Origin of the sequence: Bartonella sp. AA2SXKL (assembly GCF_042197205.1) — a bacterium.
In the GTDB taxonomy this organism is placed as follows: Bacteria; Pseudomonadota; Alphaproteobacteria; order Rhizobiales; family Rhizobiaceae; genus Bartonella.
The window spans coordinates 1-22475 of record NZ_JBHIRN010000009.1; the positions used below are offsets into that span (position 1 = coordinate 1).

The following is a 22475-nucleotide window of genomic DNA, read 5'->3' on the forward strand; positions in this document are numbered from 1 at the left end:
CGAATGGTGTGTTTTCAGGAATGCGAGTTTCCATGTTTTATCTCCTTGAATATGCTGGAGATACAATGCCTTTTTGCAAATTATGTTCCAAAAGTGAATAGATATGCGCCAAAAAGGAATAGGAAAAATCTAAAGCTAAGATCGAGATCATCATGGTGGGGCATTTTCTTTTGAAACTTTGTTTAAAGCGCGTTCATAGAGAGTTTTTGTTGATCATAAAAAAGGGGGGTGAAAACGACAAGGCATGTCTATAGGGCTTTATGAGGTCATTATAATATAGATGCTGTTTTGTTTATATTCTTTCATAAATTTGAATTTTTATCTCATGACAATGTTTTGGTTGATAAACATATGATAAGCGTTACGAATGGGAATATATTTATGTTTCATAAATAAAAGCACATTTTGTATAGAGAGATCTTTCTTTGTGTTTTCGCTATTGTATTCTTTTGACAAATGCTTTTCTTTTTGATTGTATCAAAAAGTTTAAAGAGAGATCTTGTTAGGATATAAAATGTTTCGTTCAACTTTTTTTAAAAATCGTGAAATCTATGGACCTCTTTGTATTGGCTTTGATCCGAGCCATAAAGTTTTGCAATCGTGGAAACTAAGCTTTGATTATAAAGGTCTAAAAGATTTTTGTGATATTCTCTTAACAGCAGTTGTTGGTAAAGTAGGTATTATAAAGCCGCAAGTCGCATTTTTTGAATTATATGGTGTGGAAGGTCTTCAAGCTCTCAAAGAACTGATTGAAAATGCACACGAACAAGGCATATTGGTTCTGGCGGATGCAAAAAGGGGGGATATTGGCTCTACTGCTGAAGCCTATGGTAAGGCTTGGCTTGGTCCAAGTAGTGCGTTCAAGGTGGATGCCATGACAGTTAATCCTTTTTTGGGTTTTGATGCTCTTATTCCTCTGATAAAGGTTGCAGAAGAAACAGGAGCAGGGGTTTTTGTGGTTGTTCAGTCTTCTAATCCAGAGGGGAAACAAATACGAAATGCCCTTATTGGTGATCAGACACTCTCTCTTCATCTTGCACAGTGTATTTGTGATTATAATAGTCAGTCTTCGGTTATTCATCATAATATTGGCCCCATAGGTGCGGTTATAGGAGCGACATTAGGATCTGAATCAAAAGACACAATCGAGCAGTTAAAAAATAGTCTGTTTCTCGTTCCGGGTATTGGCGCTCAAGGTGGAACAATGACACAACTAGCAAATCAATTTCCACAAAGACTTTTGCAGAATGTTATTCCCTCTGTATCACGCTCTATTACAGATGCTGGACGAAATATTGTTGATTTAAAAAATGTTATCAATCATTTTGCAGAACAAGCGCAAAGCACACTGATGTCTTGAGGATTTTTGCATCTGTAATAAATCTGAAGAATTCTGAGAGGGAGGGGTTTTGAGGGGGATGCTTTCGATTTATCAAGAATCAACTGTCGCTTTGAGGTTTCTTTCAACAAGCACAGATGTCTTTTCATTGAATGTTAAGCGGGCATTTCATGTTGAGCGGGGGCTATGTTCTTATTGAAAATGCAAATATTTTCAGTAGATTGCCTTAAGGGTAAAGGTTTGCATCTTTTAAAAGCAAAAGCTTATGCATATTGTTACCAGTTTCCAGTTGATAAAGTTATTGCAGCGTTTGTTTCTATAAGATAGACACACGTTATCGGTGAATATATATTGTTGTTAGAGAAAAACATGTCATCAAAACAAGAAAAAACCAAAGCCCGTTTACCCCGTGGGTTTGTTGATCGTACAAGTGCACAGTTGTATGCAACTGAAACAATGATTGCGCAAATTCGTGAAGTTTATGAACTTTACGGTTTTGAAGCGCTAGAAACTCCAATTTTTGAATATACAGATGTGCTGGGTAAGTTTTTACCGGATTCAGATCGTCCAAATGCGGGCGTTTTTTCGCTACAAGATGATGATGAGCAATGGATGTCTTTGCGCTATGATCTTACCGCGCCTCTTGCTCGTTATTTTGCCGAGAATTTTGAAATTTTGCCAAAGCCTTATCGCAGTTATCGTCTTGGCTTTGTTTTTCGCAATGAAAAACCAGGTCCAGGGCGGTTTCGGCAATTTATGCAGTTTGATGCGGATATTGTTGGAACACCAACGGTAGCAGCTGATGCCGAAATTTGTATGATGGCAGCTGATAGTTTGGAAAAACTAGGGTTTCAGCATCATGAATATGCCATTCGTCTGAACAACAGAAAAATTCTCGATTGCGTTTTAGAGAAAATTGGTTTGGGGGGAAATGAGCAGGTTGAAAAGCGCTTAACTGTCTTAAGAGCAATTGATAAACTGGATAAATTTGGTTCTGAAGGGGTGTGTTTGCTTTTGGGAAAAGGGCGTTTGGATGAAAGTGGTGACTTTACAAAAGGGGCGGAGCTTAAGGATAAAGAGATTGAGTGTATTCTTACCTTAACTGCTGCTGGAGCTGAAACAGCAGAAGAAACGCTTGAGGCTCTTAAAGAAGTGGTTGGTGATCATGTTCAAGGGTGTGAGGGAATTCGTGAGCTTGAGGAAATGCAAGCAATTTTTGCCGCAAATGGCTTTCAGAATCGTATCAAGATTGATCCATCGGTGGTGCGTGGACTGGATTATTATACAGGTCCTGTTTTTGAGGCTACGTTGCTGCTTGATGTTTTCAATGATGATGGGCAGAAAGTTGTTTTTGGCTCCGTTGGTGGTGGTGGGCGCTATGATGGATTGGTGGCACGCTTTCGTGGTGAAAACATTCCAGCAACAGGTTTTTCAATCGGGGTCTCGCGCTTGATCGCTGCTTTGCAAAATCTTGAAAAGTTGCCTATGAAGGAGACAACAGGGCCGGTTGTGGTGCTGATGATGGATAAAGAGCCAGAGGCGGTTGCTGGTTATCAAAAAATGGTGATGCAGTTGCGTGGTGCGGGAATTCGTGCTGAGCTCTATTTGGGGGCATCGGGGATAAAAGCGCAGATGAAATATGCAGATCGACGCCAAGCGCCTTGTGTGGTTATCCAAGGCTCACAAGAACGTGAGAGCGGAAAAATACAGATTAAAGATTTGATTGAAGGGGCGCGTTTGTCTCATGAAATTAAGGATAATCAAACATGGCGTGAAAGTCGACCAGCACAAGTGACGGTTGATGAAGATCAATTGGTCAAAACAGTACAGGATATTTTAGCCGCCCAAAAATGATAATGGTAAAAGTCTTTATCGAAGTGATTGTTTGAAATATTTTGGAAATTTGAAATTCAATTTTTAAAATTTGTGCTTTGCTCGTTTATACGTGTTGGTGCACGCGTTCAAAAGCGCGGTTTTGAAGTGTGTGCGGCATAAAAGAGAGATTTTTTAAGAGATAAATAAGCGCTATTTGCTATAAAACGTGCCCTTCTGAGGATGCGATGGTAATGCGTTAAAATGAGCAAAAAAAATTGTAACGAACAAAAACTCTGAGAAAATTAAAGGGTTTCACGTAACGCTTCTGAAAAAGTTTATAAAAATATTGACAAGTTCATATTGGCTTTATCTTTGAATTCTCATCTATGAGTATCAAATCCTTTGATGTTCTCTTCTTGGACATTACAAAATCTAGCCTTATTGCAAAAGGAGGGAGAACTAGAGCGTTTTATCCTAAAAGACTTTTTAAGCTTCAAAAAACAATGGAATGACTTAAATCGAACAATTTTTTACAGGAGCATGTTTGGATGAATTGTAAGCTGCCATAATGGTAACTTACTGATAATATGCATTTTTCATAAAGTCAATTCTTTAACGGAGAAATGAAAATGGTCCAATATGATTTTACTCTGCTCTATGAACGAAATCCCTTTATTCTTGAAAGACCTGAGAATATTGGAAAATCATTTAAACTTCCTCCTTCAAATTTCGGATTTGAAGATCTTCCGCAAATTACCTTTTCAGGCGCCTCGTCGTGTCGGCGTATGATTTTTGGGCTATCATTTAGTGGTATGAAAGCATTTTTTGTGATGTTGTGGCAGGTAGGGAAAATGTTAGATGAGGGGGATGATGTGGATTTATGGTTTGATCAGATAACATTGGATCATGATATTCTTGAAGAATTTTTGACTTGCGATCTTTCAATTCAAGAACCAGAATATCTTAATTTTGAAAGTTTTAAAGAAGGTATCAAAGAATTAGAAAAGAATAAAATTGTAGCGAAGGGGACAAAAAAAGATTGTTATTTCATCAATCCAGATATTTTTGGTCTTCCTGAATGTGATGAAGATTTTGAGTTCGATGAAGAGGAAGAGATAGAAGCACACTTTACGGTAGAATACCCGAATAAACAACTCCTTTAATCGTTTTTCTCTTAGAGAAAAATAAAGGCTTAGAATAAATGGCTATGAGAACAGCAATGAGTCTGTTTAGGGTATGTGAATTGGAATGTTTGCGGGATCTGTTTTGATTTAATATTCTCCATGAATGGTTCTTTATGCAGAGCGGTTTTTATGCCATATTTTCTTCTTTTTATGAGACATAAGTTAATTTGAACTGTGCACCTCTTCAAACAAATGTTTGATCTGTATTTTCTTTCTTGGTACTTTTGTGAACTTTGCAGTAATGATGTTCATAGCTCTTGTATTTTGGCGCGTTTACGAGAGGTATTTTTACTCTTTTTAATCGTTTATTCATATGCCAATCCCGCTTGCTAATGAGCAAGAAAATAGTTTTAAGGGATTCAATATAAGAAGGGATAAAATAAAACAATCTTATGATATTCGGCTCCTCTCATTCAATATGCAAAATTATAAATTATCTTTATAAATCAAAGTATTGTTTAATACAAAGTTTTTCTCAGTATGAGAAATTTAGCATTGATCTTGCATATTTCATCAATACGTTAGTCCTTGATGTTTCTGAGAGAGTTTTGCATGAATTTGCGCATTTGGCAATTGCATCCCCATTTTTTGATAGCGTGCAACAGCTTTTAACTCTTTGATTTTTTAGCCCCACAACGGGTCCAGATTTTTCATCAGCAATTTTTCAAACTTTTTCAAAGCAGTTAAAACATAAAATATTTATTGAAAAAATTATTGCTGTAATCTTTTTTCACAGAAGGCGTACAATCAACTTATCGGGTCTGTTTTCACGAATAGAGGTTGCAAAAAGTAAACGACACAAATTCCCTGAGGAGGGAGATTTGTGTCGTAAAATTTTGTTTAAATAGACGATTGGGGGAATTAGCTTTTCAAGGCTTTTAAAACATGTTGTGGTGAAGAAACTTCATAAGGATCTGTTGCACAATTATCTGAAAAACCTGCTTCTTCGAACCATTGTTCAACCACACCATCATTAATAACAGCTGCATAGCGCCATGATCGCATGCCAAAACCAACATTGTCTTTTGCAACCAGCATACCCATTTTGCGTGTGAATTCACCAGAGCCATCGGGAATTAATTTCACATTTTTGATATTTTGTGCTTTTCCCCAAGCATTCATGACAAAAGCATCATTGACGGAAAGACAATAAATTTCATCAATACCCGCTTGTTTAAATTCATCATAGAGTTTTTCAAAATCAGGCAGCTGAAAGGTTGAGCAAGTAGGGGTAAAAGCTCCAGGAAGAGAAAAAAGAATAACACGCTTTCCTTTAAAGTAAGCATCGCTGTTAACTTCTTGCCACCGATAAGGATTGTCTCCAGCCATTGATTCATCGCGTACGCGTGTGTGGAATGTTACATTGGGAACTGTTTTTTTCATCATCATGATGCTCCTGTATTCTTTTACGAAAATTTTGTTTTAAAACAGCCTTCGTATTTAAAAACATATGGTAAAAAGCGTTTTAAACAAAAGGGCTTCTTTAAAAATTCTTACTTCTAACGAGTGTGCAAATATTTCACACTTCCGTCAAGTAGAATTAATGGTCGACTTTGGATACTCTTCACCTTAAAATTATAGGAAAGAATATAAAGGTATTGATATGACCATAAAGACAGTTTTAACCACGGCTTTTGAGGGGCAAAAACCGGGAACGTCTGGTTTGCGCAAAAAAGTGTCTGTTTTTCAACAACCCCATTATGTAGAAAACTTTATACAGTCTCTTTTTGATAACATTGGGCCTCTTGAAGGAAAACTGTTGATTCTTGGGGGGGATGGGCGCACTTTTAATCGTACTCTTCTTCAGATTGTGTTGAAGATGGCGGCGGCGCATGGTGTTTCTTGTATTAAAATGGGAAGGGGCGGTATTCTTTCTACACCTGCTGTTTCGCATCTTATTCGTAAAACTCATGCCCATGGTGGACTTATTCTTTCTGCAAGCCATAATCCTGGTGGTCCAGAGGGAGATTGTGGTATCAAATACAATGTTTCCAATGGTGGACCGGCTCCTAATTCTTTATGTGATGCTATTTTTGCAACATCGCAACGTCTTTCCTTTTATAAAATTCTTGAAGCACCAGATATTGATTTAGATAGGCAAGGTACGGTCTTTATGGGAGCCATGCGGATTGATATTATCGATCCTGTCGCTGATTATGTTGCTTTGATGCAAGAGCTTTTTGATTTTGACTGTATTGCTAAGGCCGTTGCTCGAGGTCTTACTTTACGGTTTGATGCCATGCATGCGGTAACAGGGCCTTATGCTCATGAAATTTTTGAAAAATGCTTAGGATTTTCTGAAGGGACAGTGGTTAATGGTATTCCTTTGCCAGATTTTGGAGGCAGTCATCCAGATCCCAATTTGGTTTATGCCAAGGCTCTTTATGATTTATTGATGTCAGAGCAAGGACCAGATCTTGGCGCAGCCTCTGATGGTGATGGAGATCGTAACCTCATTATTGGTCGTGGGCAATTTGTCTCGCCTTCGGATTCTTTGGCTATTATGGCTGAACATGCACACCTCATTAAAGGATATCGAAAAGGTGTTGTGGGGATAGCGCGTTCTATGCCAACGGGGCGTGCTGCTGATTTAGTTGCGGAAAAACACGGATTAAACTTTTTTGAAACGCCAACGGGATGGAAGTTTTTTGGAACCCTTTTGGATGCGGGGAAAGTAACCTTTTGTGGTGAAGAAAGCTTTGGAACGGGCTCTCATCACATCCGCGAAAAAGATGGTTTATGGGCTGTCCTATTTTGGTTAAATCTTTTAGCGGTAACAGAAAAAACTGTCGCACAGATTGTTCAACAGCATTGGTTCACCTATGGGCGTTTTTACACGTTACGGCATGATTATGAAGAAGTCGAAGCAGACAAAGCCTTGGCACTTATAGAGTATTTGCGTGCGCACTTACCACATGCAGGAACTGAAATTGCTGGATTTTTCGTCAAAAAAGCAGATGATTTTACATATCATGATCCCGTTGATCAGAGCGTTAGCACGCGGCAAGGTATACGTATTTTTTTCGAGAATGGCGCACGGTTGGTGGTTCGTTTGTCGGGAACAGGGACGCTAGGTGCTACTTTACGACTTTATTTTGAACAGTATGAAAGTGATCCGCGCAAACACAATTTTAATCCGCAAGAAGTTCTCCAACCTTTGCAACAGGTGGCACTAAAACTGTTAAACATACAACAAGCATTGGGGAGAGATCACCCTGATATTATCACCTAAGATCATTGGAATGTTTTTTTGTAAAGGTATGATGATTGATTACATGGGTGTGATTTTAGGGGTGTGATTTTATGTGCATAAGGGAGATCTTCCATTTTCAAGCTCTCTTTGTTTTTTCCTCCCTTACATATCAATCGGATTCCTCAAACTGCCGGATTCTTAAAACTAAATGCTGTAGGAAATTATAATCGAGCATAATCGGAGCATTTATGTCCAATGGGTTTGCTCAATGGCTTGATAGAAATTTTTGTTTAATAGGGGAATGTTTCTCATGCAAAATAAAATACGATCATTGTTGCACATTTCATATGTTTGTTTTAAAGAAGCTTCTCTCTCAAGACGCTAAAAACGCATCTTATGCGTGCTGCTTTGAAAGGTATAACCGGCCATCCATTGAGCAGCAGCATTTTTACGCTTATGAGAGAGTAAGACGGCACCATCATTCACTTTGCCCGCTTTCAATGTTGGCTCTTATATTTGAGAGTGTTTAGTATTTTGGATAATCGTTTTACACGGATTTTCCTACTTGTAACATGCAAACAAAAGGCTTTGGTTGTTTCAATGTAAAAGGGGTTGAGAGAATCTCAGCTTATTTATCGGCTCTCATTCAATATACAAAACCATTAACTATGATCATAGATCAGTCTGTTCTCTAACATTATGACTGTTATCTTTACTTAAATAAAAGGTTAAGTTGGGGACATCATTTTCTTGTTTCTCAATGCTGCAATAGTTTTTAGCTCTCTGAGAACGTTTTATTCAGAGATGTTCCTTTTCTAATTGTTTTGTTATCCATTCGTTAATTGCATTGGTGATGTATAAGAAAATGATTTTGATTAATTTATTAGAGAGAATGAAGTGCGTAAATTTTATGATATGCGGGGGGCTTATTTGAGTTGTATAATGATCAATCATTTTTATAAACTTGTGTATAGTATGTGATGATAGCATTCATGAACACAGTTGGCAGATGAGGATTGAAACAAAGGGAAACATTTTTCTAAAATAATGGACAATAAGCACTTCTTGCTTTATGACCAGTCATAATGAATGTTTTTTCTAAAAAAGGGGAATTTATGACCCAATATCCCAAATGTCCTCGTTGTGATTGTCTTTATACTTATGAAGATGGTGAAAATTTTGTGTGTCCTGAATGCGCGCATGAATGGCCACAAAAAAACGATGATACGGTTCTTGCCAATACTGTTTATGATGCCAATGGTCAGATTTTAACAAACGGAGATACCGTTATGGTGATAAAAGATCTGAAAGTAAAAGGCGCTTCATCTGTTTTAAAAGGGGGGACGAAGGTAAAGAATATTCGCTTGGTGGATGGGGATCATAATATCGATTGCAAAATTCCAGGGATTGGTCAGATGAGTTTAAAGTCGGAGTTTGTGAAAAAAGTTTAAGCATTTGTCCTCTTGCAATTGTTTTTGCATTTCGTTGGTTTTCTATTTTTACATTCTTCTCTAATTGGACATATTTTTCTCCAATGGCTTCTTTTCTTGTTTCATAGATTACACCAATCAGATAGGAGCAATATGTTTTCCTTTATTGTAAGGCCATGTATAGCAGAGAAATAGCGACTCTGTCTTTTCTTTTAATATGCGGTTATGAGGGGACTGGATGTTGACTCATAAGCAACAATAAAAGTATGCGCTTTATGAGAAGAACAATACCGTAAAGTAGACAAACTTATTCCTGCTGAATTGAAAAAATATTCTCATTTTTTTAATCAGATAATTTCTCAAACAACCATAATAGATCTGGCTTCAATGTATTTATTTTTTATGGATAGTTACACCTTTTGCGTCATATTTATGGAAATGAGATTGAAAATGATAGAGGAAATTCTTGATTTTAAGAATGGAAAAAGGACGCTATGATCTTGATAAGGTCTTATTGCCATGCATTTTCCAGCTCTTAGTACTGCAACAGTCTCTTATAAAAGTGTACATAAGAGCTATTAAAAATAGTTTTTGTTATTATCCAGTTTGTGCTGTGTAAGCGGACGATTTTGATTGATGCAATAAAAACATAATTGAAATAAGAAGAATGTCAGAATTCTCATTGCAAGTTGCAAAATGTGATCTTTGTCGAGTGTCTGAAACAACATATTGATTTATAATAATAAATTAGCGTTATTCATATTGAATTAGAACCCCGAATAACGTGGGATTCTCTCATTTCAAATCTGTTCCATGTTGAATCAATTAAAATCACTTGCTTGCACACCACACGCGGGGCTGGCGTGTGGGTAAAAATGAGGAAAGAAAGGATTAAAAATGACTCTTATGAATCGTCTTAATGAAAGAGCTGTCGCATCATTAGGGGCTGGCAGATATGATGATGGTGCCGGCTTGCTACAAGAAGTATTTTGCGTGATTTGTCGTTGGAAGCACTGAGAAAGATAGAGCAAATGAGCACTCTATCTTACAATGTTTTCTTTTTTGGGTTTTCTTTTTTTTAACGAGGTCGTGTTTTCCTCGTTAAAATTGCATGACAAGATTATAAAACAAAATAAATTTAAAGTGCACACCCATGCATTGTACTTCTGTGTACGATTGGTTTGTTGAAATAACTTATGCTTCTTAAAGGGGGCTTTGAAATCTTTTTAAGGCATATGTGGAGGTGAAAGGTGAGTGAAGGTATCATTATTGGACAGATTTTTTTAACAGTACTCTATTTTTATGACTGCATGGCTTACTTCGAAAATTTCAGGAATAAAATGACGTAAGATTTTTGCACTCCATGTTTGAGCGCTGTTGAAGAGGGGCAATCGGTGTGGTTATTTTACCTATTGAGGTCAATATTTATTGTGGCATGGCTTCAACATTTATTGTGGCATGGCTTCAACGCCTAAAACTTCAGGGATAAAATGGCGTAAAAGATTTTCAATACCATGTTTGAGTGTTGCTGTTGAAGAGGGACATCCAGCGCAGGAGCCGCGCATATTGAGATAAACAATACCATTTTCAAATCCACGAAAAGTAATGTCTCCACCATCGTTGGCAACTGCGGGGCGGATACGTGTTTCAAGGAGCTCTTTAATGGTTAAGACAATATCAGCATCTTTTTCGTCATAAAACTCTTCGTTAAGGGCATGGGTTTGTGCTTGTGTTGTGGCGTTGGTGGTGATCACTGGCTCATTGGATAGAAAATGTTCCATAATTGTGCCTAAAATGACGGGCTTAAGATGTTGCCATTCCCCTTCTTTTTTGCTTACGGTGATAAAATCATAACCTAAAAAGACACCATTGATATTGGGAATATTAAACAGTTTAGCCGCTAAAGGTGAGTTTTTAGCTGCTTCTTCACGGTCACGAAATTCTAATACGCCCTCAGAAAGAACCACGCGTCCTGGCAGGAATTTAAGTGTTGCAGGGTTTGGGGTGGTTTCAGTTTGAATAAACATAGATTCTCCTTTTATAATGAAGGCTTGGGAAGATCTTACATTGTAGAATATTATATTTTTTAGGCAATAGATCTAATATCTTCATCGGCAAGATTGCTAGGAATAACAATGACAGGGATTGAAAAAGCTGTTCCTTTATTCCCGATTAATTGAACAAGGGGTCCTGGTCCTTCTGTATGTCCACTGGCTGCTAAAACAATCAGTGCAATCCTTTTATCTTCGTCGATCAGTTTAGAAATCTCATCAATTTTTTTTCCTTCACGCACTACTATTTCTGTTTCAAGCGCATGGGTGGTGCGGACTTCACTGGCAATGTCTCCTAATATTTTATGAGCACTTTGCTTTGATTCTGTACGCATAACGTTGTTTACACCCAGAAAATGTTGAAATTCTACACTATCAACGACACAAAGTAATACCAATGTTCTACTGGTATTTTGGGCATGCTGTGCGGCAAACGCAACGGCACGCCGACACTCTGGTGTTTCATCGATAATAACTAAGTTTTTTTTCTTTGGTTCTTTTTTCGGATTTTGGGGTTTGGAAATCATGCACTTTCTCTATTTTGTACAAACGATTTTTTTGCTCTCTACAGTTTTTAGTTTTATTATTTTTATGTATCTTGCAAAAATCCAATAATTTCACGAATTTTTTTCATATTTTCTTCTGCGAGCATACTAGCACGTTTAGCGCCATCATGCAAAACAGAGTCGATATAACCGCTTTCTTGATGAAGGCGACGTAATTCTTCTGTTATAGGGGCAAGCTTATGGACAACAAGGTCGGCTAGAGCTGTTTTAAAATGCGAAAATTGTTGACCAGAAAATTCTAAAAGAATCTTTTCTTTGCTAACTTTGGCAAAGGCGGCATAAATACCAAGCAGGTTATCTACTTCTGGTCGTTCTTTTAAAGCGGCAAGGGTATCGGGAAGTGGAGCCGAATCCGTTTTGGCTTTGCGTATTTTTTTTGCGATAAGATCAGCGTCATCGGTCAAATTAATGCGTGAAAAATCTGAAGGATCTGATTTTGACATTTTTTTCGTCCCATCGCGCAAAGACATAACGCGTGTGGCTGTTGTTCCAATCAGTGCTTCTGGAAGAGGAAAAAAGCCTTGTCTTTTTTCTTCATCTGTTTGCATAGAGATGCCAAAATTTAATTCGGCAATACGCTGTGCATAGTCGTTGTTAAATTTTTGTGCAATATCGCGTGTGAGTTCAACATGCTGTTTTTGATCTTCGCCTACTGGAACATGCGTTGCACGATAGACTAAAATATCAGCAGCCATCAAAGTGGGATAGGCAAAAAGCCCGAGGGATGCTTTTTCACGATCTTTTCCCGCTTTATCTTTAAATTGTGTCATGCGTTGAAGCCAGCCAATGCGGGCAACACAATTTAAAATCCAGGCGAGTTCAGCATGTTGAAAAACACGTGATTGATTAAAAATAATATGTTTTTGAGGATCAATACCGGCGGCTAAAAAGGCTGCTGTCACTGTTCTGGTGGATTCGCGTAAAGTAAGGGGATCTGGGTTGACGGTGAGCGCATGCATATCCACAACACAATAGAGACAGTGATGAGAGTTTTGTAGTTCAACCCAACGCTGAATGGCTCCAAGATAATTGCCAAGATGTAAGTGACCACTCGGTTGTATGCCGGAAAAGACAAGTGGTGTGAAGGTATCCATAGGAGTGCTCTTTCTTCAATTAAGGTTATTCATTTTATTGTTTTTGACAAAGTATAGATATTATGAGCGTTTTTTCAAATTTTTAAGCGTGTGAAAAAAGGAACGGGTGTTGAATAAAAAATAGGCACTAAAATAGATCAAGAATATGCCGAGCATAATCCCTACTAAGGTGATCGCGCGCAAGAAAAAGGATGCTTGTGAGGATAAAGGAAAAGACAAAAAACCAAGCACATTCAATCCGTAATAGAGGGCTAGTGCACTCAAAAGAGTTGCCATCATGAGACATAATGTTCGCTTTATCAGTTGGAAGTCGTATTTCCAATAACCGCGTTTGATAAGGACCCCCCAAAGCAACAGTGTGTTGACCCATCCAGAGGTAATTTCAGCAATAACAATGCCTCGTGCAGATAGAATAGGAAATAATGTTAAGGCGAGACCGATATTGATAAAAACGCAAATACCTGTAAAAATCATCGGTGTTTTGGTATCTTCATGGGCAAAAAAATTAGGAATAAAGACCTTAATAAGAACAAAAGCTGGAAGTCCTAGTCCATAAAGCTCTAGTAATTGTGCAACATGGTGTGTTGATTGACTGGTAAATTGTCCTCGCTCAAAGAGTAAACTGACTATGGGAGTGGAGAGCAGCAAAAAAGCGATGGATGCTGGAAGTGTTAAAAATAGCGTTAATTCAATAGAGCGGTTTTGTAAATGGTGGGTTTCTTCATGCTTTTTACTTCGCAAAGCGCGTGTTAATTCTGGTAAAAGAACGGTTGCAACGGCAATGGCGATTACGCCTAAAGGCAATTGATAAAGACGATCAGCATACATCAAAGAAGAGACAGCACCCGATTGACTAGAAGCAATATTGGTATTAATAAGCAAATTAATTTGCGTGATGCCACCCGTAATGGCTGCGGGGAATGCTAAAGTTAATAGCTTACGAACATTAGGACTTAAATGGGGCTGGCGGAAGGAAATTTTCATGCCACTTTGACGCAAAGCAAGGGCAATTAAGGTGAGTTGAATAAGACCTGCTGCCAATACACCCCAAGAGAGATTTAAGCCGATATGCCAAGCGTCAAGTTTATAGATCCAAGCATAGGCAAGCACACCAATCAGAATAATGTTTAAAAAGAGTGGGGCAATGGCGGCAATAAAATAGCGTCGCAGTGCATTAAGCATGCCCCCCATCATGGCAGCAAGCGACATGCAGGTTAAATAGGGAAACATGATCGCCGTAAAATGAATTGTAGCGTTAAGCTTTGTTGCATCTTCGGTAAAACCTGGAGCAATAATGGTTCGTACCAAAAAAGGCATACTGAGTTCCATCGCAATCGTTAACAGTAAGAGCAGTGAAAAGAGAACGCCAAACACCTCTTCTGCAAACTTGCATGCCGTTTCGTGACCATCTTCAGTGATTTTTTTGGCAAAAAGAGGAATGAAAGCAGCATTAAAGGCTCCTTCAGCAAAAAAACGGCGGAATGTGTTGGGAAAACGGAAAGCAGCATTAAACGCATCAGAAACAGGACCAGTTCCTAGTGCTGCTGCCATAAGCATTTCGCGTACGAAGCCAAAAATACGGCTCATGAGGGTTCCGGAAGCAACTGTTGCAATTTTTTTAATCAATGTCATAAAGATATATCAACTTTGTTGTAAAAGAGAAGCGATGACAGGAGAAATAAAGCGTTTTAAATCGTAAAAATCTGATCTCTATCCTAATCAAGGATACTTTTTGAAAGCGTTTTACGACGGTGTTTATCTTTCTGTCAACAATGGTGCTTGAAGACTTTTTTTATGCTCCTTGTTTACTGTTGCATTAAAATTTTTATTGTTGCCATAAAATAATTAAAATTTCTTTTTCAAACTGAAATATGGGAGTGATATCATAACAGTTTGAAGAGACATGTAGGGATATATAATGATAATTTCTCTTTATGGTGTGATGTCGTGAATAGTGCAACCCAATGCCGTTCTGTTTTATGTGAGGGGTGTGACCCTATTAAAAGAATGCAAATAAAATAAAAGCGTGGAGCAATACGTAATTTCCATTATTTATTCATTATTAAAAAAAAACAGCGCTTTAGATGTTTTAAAAAGTCGTAAGGCTAAGCTAAAAGGTGATGGTAAAGCTGGTGATTACTTTTCACTTTTACGGCTTTATGTTCTCCCCAAATGTGGCTGCCTTCCCATTTTAGAGATTACATAAACAAGAGGATAGGAAGACATGATCTTTCAACAGCATTTTTCTTGTTCAGGTTTCTTTTCACAGTTGATGAGGATAAAATCTGAGAAAATAAGATAAAGTTGCTCTCTCATGGTTTCCATTCTCGTTGAGGTGCGATTGATTTGCCGATGAAGGCAAGGGGATAAAGGCTATCATTTTTACCAGAGGGGGCGAAAAAGTTAAAGTTTATGAACCTTTTAGACATTCATTGCCGTTGCTTTTGCGTGCGCCGTTTTGTGAGGTTGAATATTTTCTTGTCTTTTGGGACTCTGATTGACGTTTTCTGTCATTTTTTGCACTTTAATTGCTTCTTTATCAGGCGTGTTGGAACATTTTTTTTCATTGTTTTTCTTTATAGATTGATACTGGTTTGGTGCGAAGCGCTCATCGAATTTATGGTTATAAAAATACATGGGTTGTATATGCTGTTCTATCTCTTTTATCTGCTTGATTATTTCCATAATCTCTTTTGCTTTAATGGTTGATGTGCCAAGACTCTTCGCAAGTCTTTCAGGATTATTTTCTTTTATAGCTTCATGCTCGTTTGAAGATAAGCGCTCATTGATTTTTTTGATATAAGCCCTTATCTCCCCCCTTAATTCAGGAGAGTTTGATAACGTTTCTTGCTGTTGTGCTTTTGACAAGGAAAGGAGATTTTTCATCCAAGCCTTAGGGATTTCTACCGACTGTTCACACCGCCTTTGTTTTACATGATGGGTATGGAGAATGTCTCTTTCTGTTTGTTTAGAAATATTGATATAACGATCAATGGCTCTACAGAGGGGCAAAGTATTTGCTTCAGCATGGGCGCGCGCGTTGTTTTTTATGCCAAATACATTGCTACCAGAAAGCTTAGAAATAGATTGGGGAGAGGTGGCAATTTGATAGGTGAGTTGTTCTCCTTCAGTATGATTTTCATGGATCATCTCAATTCTTTCCCGCAAAATATGACGATTGCCATAAATGATTTGGCACAAAGTTTCTATTTCTTTTCTTCTTGCTTGAATGGAAACGTTGTTTTTTATCCTTGTGGCAATTTCATTGTTGGTAAGGGGGGCTATTGTTTGTGCGGGGATAAGCACTTCTTGCTGGTTTTGAATTTTTGGTGCTGTAAAGGAGAGGGCGTCACCGATTTTTAATGTCTGTATTTGCTCTGGGGTGAGATCTTTTTTATTTCCCAAGATGAAAGTTCCGTTAGCATCAAGCATAAAGCCATTGGGTCCACTGCCTCTGTAAAAGCCTTTATAGGTATGACCTTCTTTTGCTGTTATAATAAGATGATGATGAATACTCTCAAGCCCGATATGTTTCATACTGTCCATGAATTCTTTTAAAATAAGTATTTTTTCTGGATTTGAGATATCCTCAAGCAGATGTTTCATTTCTTCTTTATCTTTATGTTTTAGCGATGCAATGCTGGCAAGATTCATGCGTTTTTCTGTTACAAGAGAAAAGTCGAGTGTGTGGCCAGCAACTTGCCCAAGTTTTTCAAAAAACATTCGTTGTGTGCGTCCATTACCTTCTCTGAAAGGATGCGTATAGTTGAGTTGTATCAACATTTCAGTGACATGTTCAATAAATGTTTCGCGGGTTAAGCCTTTTAAACTATTCGTTTCAGCAAGTGTTTTATCTAAATTTTCTAGACCCTCCTGTATCTGTTTTGCTGAGGCAAAAGAAATACCAGCTTTTTTCATCATTGGCATATAAGCAACGGTACCATCTTCAAATGTAAATGGTTTTTCGCGTGTTTGTCCGGCCCATTCAAAAGTATTTTTAAATAGGGTGTGATGAATATATTGGAGATATGTGGAGGTTAGTTTTTGTGGTGGTGCTTCTTGGCGCAGATGAATGATTGCTTTTGTTGTATCATGGGCACATTGCACTTTTAATTTTCCGTAGTCTTTTATTCCATATTTATTCTTTAAGGTGATACTATTGGGGTAAAAGAAATTACGGTGTATTGTCTTATTTTCTTCGGTTTCAGGTGGTGATGATAATTTCTCCTGTAAGGTGAGAGGGATGGTGTCCGTTTTTCTTGTACCAGTATCCCAGTATGCCATTGCTTTTTTGATAGGCTGTTTTTCTATTTCTGGATGATCAGAGCGTGTTTCCTTTGTCATTTTGACAGATATTGGATCATTTGTCGCTGTATTACTGCTCTGTAAAATATTTTTTTGAAAATCTTTTTGCATTTGCCTCATAGCGGAAGCCGATTGAACAATTGGTTGTGCCATTTGTTCTTTTTCTTGTGCTTGCAAACTTTTGGGCATAACTTCAACGCTGTCATGTAAAACATGAGAGGCAATCCATGGTGAAAAATAGGATTTTCCCTTTTTCTTTGTTTGAATGGATGTTTTGTCTTTGCTCTTTTCAGTTATTTCATCGTTTTTAAGAGTGGCTCTTTTTTCTTCTTTTTCTTCTGGAAGCAATGTTTTTTTCTGGGTTTTTTCTGGTTTTTGAACTTTTGGTGCTGTAAAGGAGAGGGCGTCACCGATTTTTAATGTCTGTATTTGCTCTGGGGTGAGATCTTTTTTATTTCCCAAGATGAAAATGCCGTTGGCATCAAGCATGAAGCCATTGGGTCCACTGCCTCTATAGGTACCATGATAGGTTTCTCCTTCTTTTGCAACGACAGCGAGATGATAATTTTTTTCATCTAATCCAAGCTCTCTCATAGAGTTGGTGAATTCTCGTAATAGGAGCAATTTTTCTGGATTTGAGATATCCTCAAGAAGATGCTTCATAGGCTCTGGGTTGCCATGTTCCATGGCAGCGGCGCGGACAAAGTCTTTACGTTTTTTGCTCACAAGAGAAAAGTCTAGCTCATGTCCTGCTGCTTGAGAGAGTTTTTCAACAAACAGTCTCTTTGTGCGCCTATTGCCCTCTCTGAAAGGATGCAAGTGGTGCAAATCTATCATTATACCAGCTGCTTGTTCAACGAATTCTTCGCGCGTTAAGCCTTGTAAATTATTCTTTTCAGCAAGCGTTTTATCTAACTTTTCTAGTCCCTCCTGTATTTTTCTGCCAATCGCAAAAGTTTTTGTAAACTCTTTTCTTTTCAAAATGGGCATAGAAGCAACAGTGCCATCTTCAAATGTAAAAGGCTTTTCGCGTGTTTGTCCGGCCCATTCAAATGCATGGGAAAAGAGGCGTTGATGAAGGTATTTTAGATAAGAGGCATTAAACTGCTCTGGTAGAGGTTCTTGGTGCAGTTTTATCATTTCTTTTTTTACATCATTAGAACAGCATTCTTTTAATATTTCGTTATCTTTGATGCGGTATTTATTTTTAAGCACTTTGCTATTGGGGTAGAAAAAATTTTGCGCTTCTTCATTGATTTGCTTTGAAATGGCTGCATTAATTACAGAGTGTTGTTCTTGCAATTCTTCCTGTGTAGAGGAGGCACAATGTTCTGTGTTTTCTTTCATGCATATTTCCTTTCAAATGGTAACATTATTTTTTGAAATCTTCTTTGTTTACATTTTTTGCCTTATGTTATTTTCATAGCGTTTTCTTCAAAGAAGAATGCCTATTTGAATGATTGAAAAAATTGACCTTATTCGCATGGAACAAAGTTAAAGTTTATAATTTTGAAGTATTATCGTGAAATTTTATCAATGAATTCTGTAAAATAATGGGGTGTCTTATTCAAAGTTTTCTGTATTTCACACACCGTCTTTGATGCAATCTTGGCAAGATAATTGCACCAAAGTTTTGGATAAAAAGCCAACAATTAGGAGATTTATCACGACAAAGCCATTGCTTTTGATGTTTCGGCTCTGCGCGGTCGAACCTGCGGCTGGTCTTCTTGTCTAGAAGTTTCTGTAACCTCTTTATGCCGCTTTGCTGTTGAGCGTTCAGGCAGCTTCAGGGGCTGCGATAAGCTTTGCTGCTTTTGTAATTTTTTATCGAAATCGGTAGGTGGTTGATAACGTTTTTGTTGTTCTGCCTGATGGTTTTGCACAATGGTTTCTCTTAACTGTTTTACAGTTTCAGCATACTCCTTAATGACGGTACAAAGAGTAGGAAGATTTTCTTCAGCGGCTTTGCGTGCTCCATTTTTTACGCCAAGGACTTGCTTACCAGCAAGAGGAGCAAAAGATGTACAATCCTTTTCAATTTGAAATACAATTTCTTCTCCTATATCTGGAATTTTGTGCATATCTTCTAGTCTATATTGCAAAATAAATGGATCCTTATAAACAATTTGGCACCAATATTGGATCTCTCTTTGACCATATTGAACCGATGGATCTTGTTGAACTCTGCGGGCAATTTCCTCATTTGAGAGAGGCTTTATTTTCTTTTCTGAATTGAGCGGATTTTGTAAATGTTGATTTGTTAGCTCTTCCTCCTGTGCTTGTCGCTGATGTTGTTGTTCCGTGTGAGGACCTTGAGAAATATTTTCACTTTTTGTATATTTTGAAGTATACACATAACCGTTAATAGCAGCACATAGGGTGGGAAGAGTTTCTTCAGCTTGTTTGCGCGCATGATTTTTTATGCCAAGAACTTTTCTACCAGCAAGCTTAGAAATAGACTTAGGCCGTTCTGTAACATCCCATAAGAGCTGTTCTCCCATATCGGGGTTTTCTTTGATTGCTTCTATTCTTTCACTTAAAATAAGCCGTTCGCCATAAACCTTTTCACTCAAAAATCGTATTTCTTCTTGATATGCTACGAGCAATAGCTCTCTTTCCATTGTATTAATAGATGGTTTTTGTTCGTGAGACGGTTTTGGTTGTTCAATTGCTGTGTGTGGAGAGGAAGTTTTTGGGACGACAGTATCGCTTTGTTTTCTGTTTTGTATACGGTGCGGTTTTCTTGAAGGCGGGACGGCATATGTTCCACTGTCTTGTGATGATGAACTGCTTTGCTGCCTGACTTTCATATGTGATGATATTTTGGGTCTAACACTTGGTTCGTGTGTTTCAGGATTTTGAATTTTTGTGCTGTTTTGCACTCTGTCTCTCATGCGTGGGGGTGTTTGCGGAGCAGGCGTTGCATAGAGATGTTCTCCCTCTTGAGCTGTTGTTTTGTTTTGTTGCTTATCTTTTGCGCGTGGAGGTCTTTGTGGAGCTGCTTTTGTGTGCGGAGAGGAATGTTTTTGGATTTGTGAGCTGGTGATTTTTGTGCCGGTTTGTGTTTTTTCTCTCATACGTGGGGGCGGGGGCGGAGCCACTTTTGTCTGTAGGGAGGGGGACTCTTGAACTGTTGGTTTATGTTGTTGCCTCTCTTTTGCACGCGGGGGTCTTTGTGGAGCTGCTTTTGTGTGCGTGGAGGAGCTTTCTTGGTTTTTTGAGTTGGAGATTGTTGTGCTGGTTTGTGTTTTTTCTCTCATGCGTGGAGGAGGGGGCGGAGCCACTTTTGTCTGTAGGGAGGGGGACTCTTGAACTGTTTGTTTATGTTGTTGTCTCTCTTTTACACGCGGAGGTTTTGGTGGAGCTGCTTTTTTTTGTGGGGGAGGCGTCTCTTGGTTTTTGGCGTTAGGAAGCATTGTGCTGGTTTGAGTGTTTGCTCTCATGCGGGGGGGTGGCGGTGGCGCAACCTTTGGGTGGGGGGATAAATTTTCTGGGCGTTTTTCTACAGTTGCTTTTGGCAAACTTTGAGAAACTTGGGAAGGAGGGGTTCTGGTGGGGGATTGTTCAGCCGGTTGTTGAAATTTTTCCATCATTTCGGTGATAAAAGGGGAGGGATTTCTTTTTTTCATGCATGTTCCTTTCAAACTCTTCCAATATTGTTTTTAAATACTATTTAAAAATGTACGTTGGTTTTTATTCTGTTTTATGCTTTTTCATTTGCTTTTATGAGAGAGGATATGAAACTGAATGGCTTCGCATGATTTGACTCTCTTGGCTCAGATCATAATCATTCTCTAAAGATTGTTTTCTCCAGTGTTTGGGTTAAGGGACGGAAAAATAAATTTTGTTTCAATTTTCTCTCTTTCTTGGCGCAAACACCTCTTTCCTGTGTTGCGCCAAGACGTTAGATTCAACGTGAAAACTTATGTCTGTTTAGCTGGCAAAAGCCATCGCTTTTGGGGCGGCAGTTTTACGAGGACGAATATCTGTTTCTCTTTGTTGCGTAGAGGGTGTTGCTCCTTCATGCGTTACTATTGAAGGCTCAGGGCGTTGAGCAGACTGTGAGACGCTTTGTTGTTGATGCAAATTTTGCGCTCTGTCAGAAGATGCTTCATCGTGTTCTTGTTTTGCCTGCTGAGTTTTTGAAAGGCTCTCTCTTACTTGTGTTACAGCTGTTGCATAATTGTCAGTGGCGTCAATGAGGTGAGAAAGACCCGCTTCAGCATGTCTGCGTGCTTTATTTTTGAAGCCACAAAAGTTACGACCAGCGTACTTGTGAAAAGATTGAGGATTTCCGGCAAGTTGTTGTGCGAGTGCTTCTATTGTTTCAGGGTTTTGGAAAAGCTCGTCTGTTTGTGATTGCAAAATGTTTGCGTTACCAAAAACAACTTTACACCAATATTGGATTTGGGCATGGTGTCTTCTGACTTTTGAATGTTGTTGAATTTGGGTAGAAATTTCTGTCTCTGAAAGCGTTTCTTTTTCACGATGATCCGGTTTTTTTAGAAGTTCAGCGACGGCTTCCTTCCCCATAAAGCGTTCATAGTTTTTGAGTTCTTTCTCTGGAGATTGTACGAGGCTCTCTCTTGCCTGTTTTACAGCTTCTGTATAACAATCAATGGTGATACTGAGAGCGGAATAACTCTCTTCCGCTTGTCTACGCACTCGATTTTTAAAGCCCAACATGCTGGTGCCGGAAAGTTTAGCAAGACTTTCAGGATGGGCTGCCATGCGCCATGAGAGCTCCTCTCCTGCAGCGGGATTTCTTTGAATTTCCTGCATTTTTTCTTGCAAAATGTTTGGGTTACCATAGGCACTTGCGGATAAATGTTGGATTTCTTCTTGATAGGTTCGAACCAATGAATGGTGTGGAAGCAATAGAATGATCTCTTCCTCTGAGAGAACTCTTGTTGCCCTTTGTAATGCTGCTTGTGAAGGAATTGTTGCGTGTGTCGTTTCAGGTTTTCTCTGCCTTTTGGTAGAGCCGCCTCTTGTTAACGAAGCTGTTGGATTTGTTGATGCATATACAGTTTCTTCGCTTAAAAGAGATTGTCTTTCCTCATCTTCTTCCGGTATGGATGACAGTCTTTTGCTTTTTGAAGGCGTTTCTTTAGGAAGGGGGGCTGCAGCGCCTGAGACCTCTGCCGCCGCTTGTTCATAGAGCTTTATAAGTTCTTGTATTGAAGAGGATGGAAAAGGATGAGGGTGTTTTTTTTTCATGCATGTTTCCTTTCAAAAATTGTTTTAGAAAACCTCTTTGGTGCATTCTTGCCTTTTATGCTTGGATCGCTTTGAGACAAAAGAAATATCGAGCTGAATGAGCTTCCAAAGATCTGCGCTATTTGCAATCAGCTTAATGGATATTTGTGTCTTTTATACAGTTTTTTTGTGAAATATTATCAATAAGTTATCAATATTTATCGTGAATTACAGGCGTCATTTTTAGGACTATTTTTTGTAACATTCTAAAACAATTCTTGGCGCAATCGCGATGAAAC

Annotated in this window: 14 protein-coding genes and 1 pseudogene; 7 read left to right on the forward strand and 8 right to left on the reverse strand. The window is 38.4% G+C overall.

Annotated features, from left to right (window positions below):
• Positions 1-514: 514 nt before the first annotated feature.
• The 3 genes from pyrF to ACFINS_RS06665 all read left to right on the forward strand — a co-directional run bounded on the left by pyrF (position 515) and on the right by ACFINS_RS06665 (position 4317).
• Positions 515-1360: an orotidine-5'-phosphate decarboxylase gene (pyrF, locus tag ACFINS_RS06655; RefSeq protein WP_375612171.1), complete on the forward strand. Its 846-nt coding sequence runs from the start codon at positions 515-517 to the stop codon at positions 1358-1360.
• Positions 1361-1708: 348 nt separating this feature from the next.
• On the forward strand, positions 1709-3193 hold the full coding sequence (gene hisS, locus ACFINS_RS06660; protein ID WP_375706007.1) for a histidine--tRNA ligase: 1485 nt from the start codon (positions 1709-1711) through the stop codon (positions 3191-3193).
• Positions 3194-3783: 590 nt separating this feature from the next.
• The gene (locus ACFINS_RS06665) at positions 3784-4317 is read left to right on the forward strand and encodes a replication protein (protein WP_375613583.1); all 534 of its coding nucleotides are present in this window, start codon (positions 3784-3786) and stop codon (positions 4315-4317) included.
• Between the two features lie 882 nt (positions 4318-5199).
• On the opposite strand, the gene ACFINS_RS06670 is transcribed toward ACFINS_RS06665, so the two are convergent.
• Entirely contained in the window at positions 5200-5724 is a 525-nt protein-coding gene (locus tag ACFINS_RS06670; RefSeq protein WP_375621555.1) for a peroxiredoxin, read from the reverse strand.
• Between the two features lie 217 nt (positions 5725-5941).
• Between ACFINS_RS06670 and ACFINS_RS06675 the strand changes: the two genes are divergently transcribed.
• The 3 genes and pseudogenes from ACFINS_RS06675 to ACFINS_RS06685 form a co-directional block, all read left to right on the forward strand.
• Positions 5942-7570, forward strand: a complete 1629-nt coding sequence (locus ACFINS_RS06675) for an alpha-D-glucose phosphate-specific phosphoglucomutase (protein WP_375706008.1) — start codon at positions 5942-5944, stop codon at positions 7568-7570.
• Positions 7571-8646: 1076 nt separating this feature from the next.
• Positions 8647-8982 (forward strand): zinc ribbon domain-containing protein YjdM, encoded by a 336-nt coding sequence (locus ACFINS_RS06680; RefSeq protein ID WP_273790940.1) that lies wholly within the window; start codon positions 8647-8649, stop codon positions 8980-8982.
• Between the two features lie 876 nt (positions 8983-9858).
• Positions 9859-9939, forward strand: a pseudogene (locus tag ACFINS_RS06685) (DUF4102 domain-containing protein); the annotation flags it as partial.
• A gap of 470 nt (positions 9940-10409) precedes the next feature.
• Here ACFINS_RS06685 and ACFINS_RS06690 read toward each other — a convergent pair.
• The 4 genes from ACFINS_RS06690 to murJ form a co-directional block, all read right to left on the reverse strand.
• Complete coding sequence (locus tag ACFINS_RS06690; protein WP_375612176.1) at positions 10410-10988, reverse strand: NifU family protein; 579 nt, start codon at positions 10986-10988, stop codon at positions 10410-10412.
• Between the two features lie 59 nt (positions 10989-11047).
• Positions 11048-11539 (reverse strand): universal stress protein, encoded by a 492-nt coding sequence (locus ACFINS_RS06695; RefSeq protein ID WP_375612177.1) that lies wholly within the window; start codon positions 11537-11539, stop codon positions 11048-11050.
• A gap of 62 nt (positions 11540-11601) precedes the next feature.
• Positions 11602-12672 carry a tryptophan--tRNA ligase gene (gene trpS / locus ACFINS_RS06700; protein WP_375706009.1) on the reverse strand — a complete coding sequence of 357 codons (1071 nt, stop codon included), beginning with the start codon at positions 12670-12672 and terminating at the stop codon, positions 11602-11604.
• A gap of 60 nt (positions 12673-12732) precedes the next feature.
• A complete protein-coding gene (gene murJ / locus ACFINS_RS06705; RefSeq protein WP_375700949.1) occupies positions 12733-14304 on the reverse strand; it encodes a murein biosynthesis integral membrane protein MurJ in 1572 nt (523 codons plus the stop codon).
• A gap of 394 nt (positions 14305-14698) precedes the next feature.
• Between murJ and ACFINS_RS06710 the strand changes: the two genes are divergently transcribed.
• Positions 14699-14878 (forward strand): hypothetical protein, encoded by a 180-nt coding sequence (locus tag ACFINS_RS06710; RefSeq protein WP_375706010.1) that lies wholly within the window; start codon positions 14699-14701, stop codon positions 14876-14878.
• Positions 14879-15093: 215 nt separating this feature from the next.
• Here ACFINS_RS06710 and ACFINS_RS06715 read toward each other — a convergent pair whose 3' ends face one another.
• From ACFINS_RS06715 to ACFINS_RS06725, 3 genes are all read right to left on the reverse strand, one after another.
• A complete protein-coding gene (locus tag ACFINS_RS06715) occupies positions 15094-18324 on the reverse strand; it encodes a BID domain-containing T4SS effector (protein WP_375706011.1) in 3231 nt (1076 codons plus the stop codon).
• 317 nt (positions 18325-18641) lie between these two features.
• Positions 18642-20606 (reverse strand): BID domain-containing T4SS effector, encoded by a 1965-nt coding sequence (locus ACFINS_RS06720; RefSeq protein WP_375706012.1) that lies wholly within the window; start codon positions 20604-20606, stop codon positions 18642-18644.
• A gap of 304 nt (positions 20607-20910) precedes the next feature.
• Positions 20911-22197 (reverse strand): BID domain-containing T4SS effector, encoded by a 1287-nt coding sequence (locus tag ACFINS_RS06725; RefSeq protein WP_375706013.1) that lies wholly within the window; start codon positions 22195-22197, stop codon positions 20911-20913.
• Positions 22198-22475 lie beyond the last annotated feature (278 nt).